The following is a 12189-nucleotide window of genomic DNA, read 5'->3' as shown; positions in this document are numbered from 1 at the left end:
CATACCAAGATTTTGCCGCCTTGTCCCACAAAGCGCCCGCCGCTTTTGCTGCCACTCGCTCACCATAGGGGACAGCAAGGTATTGACGCTCACTAACTTCCTTCACGGCCCCGGTCGTTTTCCCCTCCTGCATCCATTTAGAAAAAGGAGTGGGATCGACATTCACAGGAACATACCAAGACTGTTCTTGACGATCCCACTTTGCCCCCAACGCCTTTGCCTCTTCTTTTTCTTTAAAAGGCACTTCAAGCAGGGTTTTTTTGGTAGCTTCAAGATCAGCCTGGCTTAATGTTTGGCTCTCTTGCTGACGATGTTCAATAACCTCTGCGGCCATACTCACAGGTGATCGTTCCATATTCGCCTCTTCGATTAATGCTTGACGTTGCTCGGCGGTCAAATCTTGCACCCGCTCAAGATCAAACACATAGTTTTTGATCTTTTCAGCATCGGCAGCCGCTCTAAAAATTTCTAAATGATCCTCCTTCAGAGCCTTAACCCAAGAACCAACATACGCAACATGCTGTCCGGGATCGTGACCAATTCCAAGCTCACTACCCACGATCATACTGGAGATTTCAGCCCGCAACTCTTCTTTCGCATAACCCTCACTTCCAAAGGGATTGGCTAGGTCTCGATCCAAGCGCGACGTGTGACCTGTCCAATGACCTAATTCATGCAAAGCAGTAGCATAATAGTTATTAGCGGACGAAAATTGTCCCTTGTTCGGCAAATGAATACTGTCCGTGCCAGGCCGATAAAACGCTTTATTTTGCTCATTATGTAAAATCTGAGCGCCGGAGGCCTGCAAGATTTTTTCAGCCCGCTCTAAGGCATCCCATTCCTGTTGGGGCCGTGGCTGAAGAGGTGGTAAACCGTCGATCTGTTCGGCATTAAACACAGTGGCAAAAAACACCCTCGGCCTTTCGAGCTTAACGCTCTCCTTGATTGATTCACCGTCATCATTCACGCGAGGTTTCCCGTTCGCGTCGGTCACGGTGTGTTCTTCGGTAAACTTCCAATATTGTATTGGCGTGCCTTTTTCTCCCTTGCGGACTTGGGCCTCAACTGCCTCCGCTTGTTTGTAGGTCATCCACCGTTGATCATTATAGCCCTGACTCACGAGGTAAACGGCATTGATCCCCTTATACCGCTTGCCGGTGGTTGGATTGAGCGGCATCATGCCGCCCGGTTCACCGGGCAACCATGGCCTTTGCCATGGAGCAACCCCTTTTTCTAGTTGTTCAATCAACTTTTCAGCAACTTGTTGATGAAAAGGCATTTTATTCTTGCTCTTTCCTTCAGTGGCCGGCCTTTTTGTCACCGACTCCGAATTTCCTCTAACGGAAATCTTTTCATCCCCTACGGCAACATCGATATGAGCATTTTCAAGGCCTAAAGCACTAAAAACCGGGGCAGAAATCCCGGTCGGGACATGATCGGCCCATAATGCTATTGCCTTGGCCTGGTCAGATTGTGAAATGGTTTGCAAGTCATCATACAATTTCGCGTCCAGGACGGGCGCTCGATCCGGCTGGTCGGATTTTGCTTTAATCCAATCGGTGGCCTTGAGCTGCTCAATGATCGAGCTTTCGAGGGCTTCCATGTAACCTATACGAAAATCAGGGTCTACCTCATGCGAATCGGGCAGCGACTTAACAAATCGCTGTTCTCCATTCGGATAGGTTCCATGAATTTCTGTTACGGCCATAAAGCGGGCCTTAGCCCCATCACTTTCATGAATAACTGTTGGGTTAAGTGTTCTATCGGCAGCAAAAAAAGCCGCACCGGCCTCTTTTGCATCAAGGAAGGTTTGCTGTTCGTTTGTCTTAGAAATAACAACCCTAAAGGTATTCCCCATCTTCTGCGCCTCCCCCTTTATAGGTATAGAATCGCTCTCTACTTGTTGAAGAGGCATCCCGTATTCTTGTTCTTCTTCCTGAACCTTTATTTGCGGATTTTTTTCGATTAAATCAACGACAGGTTTTGACGTTGTGATTCGCTCAAATATTTCAACTCCACCTTCTCCGGTCGGAATAAAAACCCGCTCCGCCCAACTAATTCGTTCGATGAAAGCGCCTTGTTCTTTCAGGTTACGTTTTTCAGCGTCCGTTAAATAATTACGGCCCTTAACCTCGATGCGATCTTCAAAGTTAACTTTAGCTGTTGCGATCTCCCAACCATTGGCCAGGATGGCTTTATTGCCATTCTTGATTGATTGGAATAAATCGCTGGCCGTCATGTGGGACAAATCAGATCCCACACCTAAATTTTTTAGCGTTTTTTTGGCTGCTTGAAGCCCCAACATGCGGCCCAAGAGTTGTTCCCCATCATCTGTTTGTAGCCGGTTGATAGTCTCCGAACCTTCCACACGATCCCATATTGGCAGGATCACACCGACAATCATCCGCTTGGTTTTGGTTTCGGTCGTTGGGGCAATTGCGATTTGTTCCTCCCAAAGCTTTTTGGCCTCAGTCTCTTCTATCGCCCTGGTCAAAGTTACTTTTTCATAACTACTTCTACCGTTTTTAGGAATATTTTGGTAATCGTACCCACGATTCATATCATCAGCATTATCGATGTATTTATGATTATGCTCTCTTATTGTATGTATGACTCCACGATGTACTGATTCTCCATCAAAGTTGATTCTTTTACCAATATCAGCCAGGAAAAAGACATCACCTTTATTCTTTCCGTGTTCAGAAACAAACCAACCGCTTAAATCATCAGTACGCCGCTGATTAGCAGCAATTTTTTTGGCATCTTCCCAGGTGGTATATTTTATTTCATTAGTGACAGCCAGCTCGACATACCGAGTTTGCGCCCTGGTCTTCTTGTCTTCGTAGACAACGGCATCACGAGTTTTTTGAATGCTTAATGCGGTCATGGTCTGCAGACCAACATCATAAAGGCCGTGCTGTTTCGCGTATTCAACCGTCTCGATCAGACGTTTTTCAAATTCACCAAAAACGACATTCTGCATATCCGTTTTTAGGGATAACAGTCGATTCAAGAACTGTGGAATGTCCGGAATTTTACTTTCACTTAATGACGCATTCTCATCCAGTAGGTTTAGCCCCATCTGCTTGGCTACATCTTGGAAAGACAGGTCAGTTTTGCCCTGGTAAAGATCAGTAAAGAAGGTTTTCAGTGCCGATGAAGCATAGCCACTTTCGAGATTATCGGAGGCAGTAAACATTCCCTGGCTGGTTGCCTCGCGCTGGCCGCGAGTTAACGCGCCTAGCTGGTCTAGTCTTCGGGCAATAGAGGACACAAATCGCTTTTGCGCTTTGAGATTGGTCGTGGGTAATACATAATGAGGCTCAACTGCCTGGTTCGTTCTGTGGGTACGGCCAAAACCTTGTACCGCTTTATCGGCTTGCCAACCCGGCTGCAAAATATAATGGACACGCTTACGTTGATTTTCGGCTGTGTTGTCGGCATGAAACGAATACCCGGTTCCCCCTGCTCCAGAGAATATTAAAATACTTTTTTTGTTATTTTGAAATGCAGCGGCATCGAACCTGGATGATGTTTTACCGCGCTTCTCTTCAACAACTTTCATGTTGCCACCATCGTCGCGGGTCTGGACAAAGCGCCGACTGCGACCAGTTACCTCGGCAACCATGTCAGTTCCAAAGGCATTGATGATCGAGTCAAGTGGGTTTTCAGGAACGCGGATTTGATGAAGTGTCTCAAGTAAAGAATCTCGCAAGGCAACAGCTTCACGATCAAACACCTGATTCCCTTCTGAATCACGCACGGCAACATAAACTTTGTTACCGTTTGCATCTTGCGACTCTTCAAAGGCCGCAACGGGGAAACCGTTTTTAACGTAATCCACCAACATTTGACGGGGTGTGAAATCCAAGTCCTCAAGAGCGGCATCATTTGCTGCCGCTTCCGCAATAATCCTCTCCTGGGCAGCTTCATTGGTATTAACAAGCTGGATCACGGCACAATTTCCGGCATCGATCTGCTTACGAATATCATCAATCACGCACGGTGTTTGCATTGCCGTGATGACCTGATTGAAAAAACGTTGATGCGCTCCCCAAAATTGGGCCATTGCCGCACTCTTGGCATTTCCGTTTTTCCCAGCCTGGGTGATTGCTAACGCTTGGTCAACATTATTTAAAACAACCTGCCAAGCCCCGGCCAATTCGTTGTAAACGTCTTCCTGAAACTCGGATAGTTTATGTTCCAGCCGTTCATACGTCACGCCATCGTAAGATAGATTTCGGGAAATGGACATTCCCAGCGCCTTCATATCCCGGCTTATCAACTCCATCGAAGCGATACCGCCGTGAGATACGTCACCAATAAATGCACCTACATCAGCAAATGGAGTACCTTCACCCCACAAACCAAGGCGATCCGCATAGCTAAGGTTGCTTATTTCAGTAGCGCCGGTTGCTGAGACATAGGCAATCCGTGCGTCTGACAATTCTTTTTGTAAATTGATACCAGCAATCGCCTGTTGGGATGGTTTTTGAATCCCACGCTTGCCTTTAACTGCAATAGCGTTTCCCATGCTATGCGCTTCATCAAAGGCAATGACGCCATCAAAATCCTTACCCAACCAATCAACAATCTGTTGAGCGCGGGTCTTGCCTGCTGTCTGGCCCAAGTCGTTGGCTTGCTTTTTCTGACCGCCTCTTAACGTCGAATAGGTAGTAAACAAAATGCCGTCAGTCTGAGTGATTTCACCCCCGGCCTTCGTTTTGCCCTGGAAAAATATTTTCCCTGGATCTCCGCCGATTCCTGCAAAATCTCGTTTGGCATCCTCAATTAAGCCTTCGTTAAATGACACCCATACGGCCTTGTTGCGGCCCTGCAGCATGTTGTCTAAAATGATACCGGATATCTCTCGGCCTTTTCCTACGCCAGTACCGTCACCAATAAAAAACCCTTTTCTTGATCCATTCGGGAGTTTTTCAGAATGCGCTTGACCGGCATAAACAACCGCTTCTAGCTGGGCTATTGAGAGCAAACCTTCTTGAATAAGATTGTTTGGTAAAACCGGCGAATAATTGGGTGCCGGTGGTTCTACGGCTGACATCGCCGCAGATTGCACCAATTTTCCGGGATGCTGTTGAGCGCCAGCAATGGTTAGGCGCTGGGGGGTATAATCAGAGAAAACAGAATCGGAAAACTCGGTTGTTTCCCCTTTCTTAGTCTCTATTGTAATTGTGCCGGATTCTCCGCCTGCAATGACGCGACTATTTCCTCTAGGATCTGCGCCGCTGCTTCCGGTAGCGTTTCCGCTAAGTCCATCAGAAATTCCACCCCCGGCTCTGATTCCGTCATGAGTGACATTGCGTGTTCTGGATTCGCCGCTAGTTTGGCTATCAACAATAGGGGTTCCTGGATCGGCCCCGTTTCCAAGAGATTCCGTTCCAGTGCTTCCCGTACCAGCACCAGAGCTGCCAAGTCCGTTTCGAGGTTGCAAGGTATCTCGTATTGATTGAGGATCTTCATTGATTGCTGGTTTATCGATGCCTCGTTGAATTTGTTTACGTTCATTTCTGATACCCTCCAATAAAAGTGGTAAGTCTGCAACTGATTCGACTCTGCCAGTCAGAACGGGCAGAGTCGTAGAACCATTCTTGTCGATAACCAGAAGCTGATTATCAAAAGTTGTGCCATATTTCGCATATTCCTTGCCGGAAATGCCAATATTAGCCCGCACATTGTATTTTTTCTTTATGTCACTCCACCAGCCAGTAAATGCTGGCTTATCCATCGCCATGCCGTTTCCGACAATGGCAACCATGCGGCCCCCGGTTTCTAGCCGTTTCAAGGCCTGCTCGATGTGCCGTGCGCCGTTTCCTGTGTCCCGTTGGCCTTGGACACGGCCCGCAGTAGAGGAAAAGGGAGGATTCATTACAATTACCGACGGAATGACATCAAACGGCAACACGTTGTCTAGCTGCTCTGCATTTTCCTTAAACACCTTTGCTTGTGGGAACAAATCAGCCAGCAAAGTCAACCGCCTCGGAGATAGTTCATTTAGAATGACCTCGGCGCCGGAGATGTTCGCCCATATGGCTAAATCTCCAGTACCGCCAGACGGGTCCATCATCACATCAGTCGATTCGACACTTGCCACCCAATTCGCCACAAAAGATAAGGCCGGTGGTGTGCTGAATTGCTGGTACTCGTCCATTTCCTCGTCACGCCTGGTCTGCGTTGGAAGATTTTGAATACGCCTGGTCAGTTCGGCAGCCTTGTCTTTTGCCCAAACACCGTCTTGATTATTCCAATCTTCATTCTCAGTTCTGGATAGATGGATATTAAAGGCGGCTTCCATTGCATCATAGGCATCTTTGGAAGAATAAACCCCTTCGGCTTGCGTGCCGCCAAAGGCACGATTCGCTTCATCAGTCAAAAACTTAGAGGTAATTACACCGTCTTTATCTAGTTTTTCGGCTAACTGTAGTGAAAGGGCATGCCGCTGGTTTTCAAATGTTTTTTCAACTCCAGGAAGGACAGAATCATTCAATGGCACAAAATTGTCTTTCGATTCACCAATGCTTTTGGTTGCATCATCAATAAACCAATCATCAAATATGTTCCGCTGGTTTGGATCTCGTTTTCTCGCCATGAAGGTTTAACCTAAGTCCGTTACACTATTTAACGCATCTTCTTCACTCAATGCGTCCTCTTCAAAAGCGCCCGCCCGCTCTGCCTCATCAGGGTCAAACTCGGCTTGATGAAAGCCCGGTGTAGCCGCATCATCAAGTTTTTCGTGTAATACTTCAAGGTTACTCATATCCGGAGGGGTTATAGCTTCCTCACCAAGAGGGCCTTTTCCCATTGAATCCATGTTGTATCTCCCTACCAAGTTATGACCGGATTAATTACGGCCTTGATCTGTAAACGATTAATAGGGCCAAAATAACGCCCATCAAAAGAAAGGTTGTTCACATCGGACATAAGCAAGACCTCGGAATTTTCTAGCGTGAAGCTATTTGGCTGATACCCCTTCAACGGTCTCCCGCTCTTATCAACTTTCCGAACAGCACTGAGCGGCAACAAATTTCCGTTCACCCTGACACCTTCATCGGCAACGGTTACAACATCGTTTTCAACGGCTAACACCTGTTTCATCATATATCCGTAATTACCAGGACAAACACCAAAACTGATATAACCCCGTTCTTTAGCCATAAAAAATATATCGTTTTCCGGTGGACAGAAAAATACATAATCGCCTTTATCAACTTTATCTATTAGTTTTTTACTTGTCCAATACAAGCCCACCGGAATACTTCGGGTAGTGTTGATACGCGCCCCGGCTTCATAGCAACCCATACCCAACACCAACAACCCAATCCCACCAATAACTACACTGGTTTCAATGCGTTTCCATAACGGCTTCATAGTGAAATCCTTCCCCATGTATCATCCGCTTGCACCTGACATAAAATATCACTTTTTTTCGGTGCCGGAATGGAAGCCCGCGCCTGGAAAATAGGGTCTTTGAAATACAAGGTTTGTTTTCCGTATATTGCCGGAAAGCCAGTGACATACACTATCATGTCGCCAGCCTCGGCAATGTCTCCACTATCAGTTTTCACCGGCCCCGGCATCCGCAGACATTCGTCTGGAGTGAGCAAAGGCCGCTGCACTTCCTGGATGGTGCGCGACACCTGGCCAAGCAAAGCACTCGTGCGGCGACCACTGGTGGTAAGATGCTCCTTAACTACAGTCGTTTGACCAGTCAATTTTGAAAGATGCTCGGCTGTTTCAATTCGGTTGGGAGGAAAGGCGTTCTGGATATGACAATTTGAAGTGATGCTTTCATCATGGCCATATCCTGTTTCTCGGCTTTTTAGCTGATTTATATCCTGACAAACCAAATAGCATTTAATGCCATACCCGGCTAAAAACGCTAATGACTCTTGCATGATTTCAAGTTTTCCAAGGCTGGGAAACTCATCGAGCATCATCAACAATCGATGTTTGTAATTGATAATCGGACGGCCATCTTTAAAATCCATTTTGTCCGCCAGCATCCGCACAATCATATTCACCATGATCCGGACCAAAGGCCTCAGTCGAGCTTTATCCGTTGGCTGAGTGACAATATAGAGACTTACCGCGTTATCGTAGTGCATCAAATCCTTGATCTTGAATTCTGATTTACTAACATTGTTCGCTACCACTGGATCACGGTACAAAGCTAAAAAAGACTTGGCTGTAGAAAGCACTGATCCGGCCTCTTCTTCCGGTCGATCCATCATGTCCCTGCCTGAAGCATTGACAATCGGATTATTTTGGCCGTTGGAATGGCTAAACGTAGTCATTTCAACCCACAATTTCGCAATATCACGGGTAGGATCAACCAGCATAGCGTCAACACTCGGCAAGGTCGCTATAGTACCGTTGGCCTTAGCCTTGTAAAGTGCGTGCAGGATCACGCCAACAAGCAAGGCCTGGCTTGTTTTTTGCCAATGACTTTCTAAGCCTTTACCCTCTGGATCGACCAACAAGGTGACAAGATTTTGTACGTCACCTACCTCATTTTCAGTGCCTAAGCGGATCTCATCTAGGGGATTCCAGCACACCCCCCCGTTGATACTGGCAGGCTCAAAACGAAGCACCTTATTTTTGGCATACTTCTGACGCCAGCCAGACGTTAACGCCCAGAGTTCCCCTTTCAAATCGGTTATTACCGCGCTGTGTTCCCATGACAGTAATGTCGGGATAATTAGTCCTACGCCTTTGCCGGAACGGGTAGGGGCGTAACACAAGACATGCTCCGGCCCATTGTGACGTAAATAGTGTTGATGACCTTTTTTATCTACCCAACCACCGACATAGACACCCGCACCCGCAGTATTATTTTGCTTGGTAATTCTTTGAAAAAAGGTCCGTGCTGCCGGAATTAATCCAGCCGATCGAATATCTTTAAAATTTGCCCATCGAGCCGAACCATGCAGATATTCATTTGCCTTAGATGTATTTCTCAAAACCATTTGCATGATAATTAAACTCAACAAACCAACACTGGTCGTCACCATCCCGATACTACCCGCCCGCATGAAGGCCTCGGAATACTGGTCATGCCACTTAGCGGCCCATTGCAGAATTCCCCAAGGGGCATAAAATTGATGAATATTGGCTCCTAAAATCGTCTGGTAATTGAAATCATATGCGAAATACTGCGTAGCTGCCTGTAGCCCACCAACGACAAATAACCCCGCCAAAGCAGGGATAATTTTATTTGGCCCCTTATTCCTGGATCGTACTTGTGGCCCCACGGCGTTATTTCTCTTTTCGTTCATCGACTTCTCCCCTTTGTTTTGATGCTCCCATTTGCTTTGAGGGAAACAACTGCTGAAAGAGCAACCCGCTTGAGGCTTCGAGCGGTTTTTTCGTCAATAGGTGTGACGATGATTTCATTATTACGCTTTAAAAGTGCCAGCGTTTGCCCCTCTATCTGCCTGATACCTTGAAAATTAGCGGTTCCGGTATCATCATTATTAAATCTTCTGTGCTTCAACACATCTGGCACCTTGAGCCGCATAGTCTCGCGCTCGGCAATATATTTATCTACCGCGTCTAGTCCTGGCCCAAATGAATTCCGTCGCACATTGTCATTTGGTTGGGCTCCTTGCAGCTCCACGTTATTAGGAACATCACTCGGCAATAACACTTCACTTCGGCTGGCGAAGTGAACCATACGGAGTTCGGACAACCCTCGCAAACGGTTCTGACTTTGGGGTGGCGGTCTTTGTCCAATCCTTGCAATGTTGGGCTTAACCAAACCTTTTCTTCCGGGGCTTGCAGCGGTGTCTTTGCTGTTGAGGTTAGTGGTTGCCTGGTGTCTTCTTCCGTCAAGGTTTCCATAGCGGAATTGATTAGTAAATCGTCCTTGCTCATTATGTGTTTTCTCCTTGGTGATTTTTATTAGCTCTTGACGGCGACTCTCTAAAGAGGCGTCATCAAAAGTGATGGGTAACTTGGCGCTTGCCGCAGCCTGCGCGATTTGTTCCTTAAAATCCGCACTTCCGTTAACAATGATTCGATTGCCGGAACGCTCGATGACCAAGCCTAAGACCGTTTCTAAGTCGGCTTGGTTACTACCTCGCGTAATTTGTAGCTTGTAGCCGTCATCGCGCACGGTCATTTTACCGACACGAGAGATAACCGTTCCCTTCTTGGTAATGCTGTCTTGCTCTAACGGCCCAAAAACGCCCTCTCCTGCCAAAGTGTTCCCTTTAAGGCCTTGGGCTGACTCCCGTGCCCGCAAGGCCTCTAGTGCCGATTTGTCACCCTCTGTAGCCTTAACCCGTAGCCAATCGGCCCAAGCCAACCGCTGGCCTTTGTCGTATAGCTCTTGCCGTTCTGTCAGATACTGTTTATTGATTTTTTGAATTTCATCGATCAACTTCTTGTTGGTTGCGGCATACAAGAGCTTCTTACCTAACCCTGCACCTTTAATGGCCTTGATCACAGTACGTTTTCGTTTTGCTTGACGTTTGGCAGTTGCAATAAGAGCGTCCTTACGCTCCATCGTTTTGGCCCAGGCAACGGCGCGGGATTCCGCGATAGTGCTTTGCTCGGTTTTGTATCTTGCATACAAATCAACCGTATTGACCCGTGACCGCATTGGTTTTTGCGTATAGTGGTCACTATTGTTGACTTGCTTGACTTCTGTTGAGATAGCTTCAAAGGCCCCAAACCGTTGCTCTAATTTAACTTTTGATAAGTCTCGCGCAACGGAACTAGCTTTTACGCTAAATCCTGCCCCGTCCATAATCACTAGGCCATTTCCACGTTCTTGTAATTTAAGACCGTTGGTGGTCATCGCATTATGTAGTTCAGCCCAGCTTTGAGCGTTTTGTATTTCCTCTAAACACTGGCGCTTAATCCAACCAAGAAGGCTTTCAATTCCCGCATGTCGTTCCATGTCGAAAGCTCGGTTCTCTGATCCACTCCTTTGTGCTTGATGGTTATCAACCTCAAGACCAAATTCACCCTCTAATCTTTCGCAAAGCTGGCCCAACATTCTATAATCGCCGTACGGATCATGGAGTGTGTAACGAGTCGGATGGATTTTATTAATCGCAATATGCAAGTGCAAATTGTCAGTATCATGATGCACAACACTGACGCGCTGGTGTTCACCGAAGCTCAACCCTTCACAAATTTTTGTTTCAATGGCTCTCATGATTGTTTCATCAGGTTGCTCGTTAGCGCGAAAACTGACAATCAGGTGATAGGTCTTATCCGATGTAGCCCTTGTATTTTGGGCCTGGGTGTTCAATATTTCGATTACTGCCACTTGAGGATTATCTGTTTGGCAGTTGGTGACGGTTTCAGCCCCTACACGTTCGTTTTTCTTTTGTTCGTCAGTCAGGTATTTCACCAGCCCGCCGATGCTGCTTTTGTTCACTGTTTTCATGAGTACCTGTTTCGCAATCATGAAAACCCCTCCGATTTTTTAACGATTGAAAAGCCCATTATTTAGAACGAGGCAGAACCACGGCCCGCATGACTTCATGCATCTTGCCTTGTGTTTCTTCAATTTTTGCCAACAATCGCAAAACGGTGGACTTGCCAAATTTAGCGGTACGAATGTCATCGGTCAGCCAAAGTTTTAACAGGCCACCGAGACGACCTAGATCACCATTGATTCGGGCCAATTCTTCCACACGTTTGTTATCCAGGATGCCACGGATCTGATAACCCATGCCCACATTTCGTAAATAAGCGGCAACGGTTAAACCAGCGGAAGCCGCCATTTCTTTGATTAAAGCTTCTTCTTCCGGCAACACGGGAACGCGCAATTGACGTTCTTTTCGTGTGGGATTTTTATTATTTTTTTCCATTCAATTTTTCTTTTCTGAAGGTGTGAAAAAAGGCGGTAGCCGTCTGGCCTCGCAGAGCAGGATGCCCGTTGAGCGCGAAGCGCGAATAAGGGTGTGAAGGGAGAAAACCGGCTTGCCGGTTAGCTAACTTCACCTATCCTGCCCGCCTCTTCGATGCGATTTCCATTTATTTGAATATCACACCTTATTAAATTTATCTTTATTTTTTTTGATTCGTACTGCCAAAAGTAACTTTTTATAGCTAAATCTATTCCTGTCAAATATAATACACAAATTCAAATGTATTTTACATGCGTAAAAAATTGAAATATTGATTAATATAATAAAATTAAATAAAATATAACTT

Annotated in this window: 5 protein-coding genes and 1 pseudogene; all 6 read right to left on the bottom strand. The window is 46.5% G+C overall.

Going from position 1 to position 12189, the window contains the following annotated elements; genetic code table 11:
* Positions 1–1810: 1810 nt before the first annotated feature.
* The 6 genes and pseudogenes from FP815_10940 to traJ all read right to left on the bottom strand — a co-directional run bounded on the left by FP815_10940 (position 1811) and on the right by traJ (position 11843).
* Positions 1811–6607, bottom strand: a pseudogene (locus FP815_10940) (hypothetical protein).
* Positions 6608–6613: 6 nt separating this feature from the next.
* The gene (locus FP815_10935; GenBank protein MBA3015452.1) at positions 6614–6820 is read right to left on the bottom strand and encodes a conjugal transfer protein TraD; all 207 of its coding nucleotides are present in this window, start codon (positions 6818–6820) and stop codon (positions 6614–6616) included.
* A 20-nt stretch (positions 6821–6840) separates the two neighbouring features.
* The gene (gene traF / locus FP815_10930) at positions 6841–7386 is read right to left on the bottom strand and encodes a conjugative transfer signal peptidase TraF (protein MBA3015451.1); all 546 of its coding nucleotides are present in this window, start codon (positions 7384–7386) and stop codon (positions 6841–6843) included.
* Positions 7383–9293 carry a conjugal transfer protein TraG gene (locus FP815_10925; GenBank protein ID MBA3015450.1) on the bottom strand — a complete coding sequence of 637 codons (1911 nt, stop codon included), beginning with the start codon at positions 9291–9293 and terminating at the stop codon, positions 7383–7385. The genes traF and FP815_10925 overlap by 4 nt, the downstream gene beginning before the upstream one ends.
* Positions 9290–11437 (bottom strand): conjugal transfer protein TraI, encoded by a 2148-nt coding sequence (locus tag FP815_10920; GenBank protein MBA3015449.1) that lies wholly within the window; start codon positions 11435–11437, stop codon positions 9290–9292. The genes FP815_10925 and FP815_10920 overlap by 4 nt, the downstream gene beginning before the upstream one ends.
* Positions 11438–11474: 37 nt before the next feature.
* On the bottom strand, positions 11475–11843 hold the full coding sequence (gene traJ, locus FP815_10915) for a conjugal transfer transcriptional regulator TraJ (GenBank protein MBA3015448.1): 369 nt from the start codon (positions 11841–11843) through the stop codon (positions 11475–11477).
* Positions 11844–12189 lie beyond the last annotated feature (346 nt).

Source organism: Desulfobulbaceae bacterium (assembly GCA_013792005.1).
GTDB lineage: Bacteria > Desulfobacterota > Desulfobulbia > Desulfobulbales > VMSU01 > VMSU01.
The sequence above is the reverse complement of the archived record's forward strand: the minus strand, read 5'-3'. Positions and strand labels throughout refer to the sequence as shown.

What these genes read in the sequence shown, in the direction of transcription:
- FP815_10935 (MBA3015452.1), bottom strand. Translation starts at nt 6,820, where the DNA reads ATGGGAAAAGGCCCTCTTGGTGAGGAAGCTATAACCCCTCCGGATATG.
- traF (MBA3015451.1), bottom strand. Translation starts at nt 7,386, where the DNA reads ATGAAGCCGTTATGGAAACGCATTGAAACCAGTGTAGTTATTGGTGGG.
- FP815_10925 (MBA3015450.1), bottom strand. Translation starts at nt 9,293, where the DNA reads ATGAACGAAAAGAGAAATAACGCCGTGGGGCCACAAGTACGATCCAGG.
- FP815_10920 (MBA3015449.1), bottom strand. Translation starts at nt 11,437, where the DNA reads ATGATTGCGAAACAGGTACTCATGAAAACAGTGAACAAAAGCAGCATC.
- traJ (MBA3015448.1), bottom strand. Translation starts at nt 11,843, where the DNA reads ATGGAAAAAAATAATAAAAATCCCACACGAAAAGAACGTCAATTGCGC.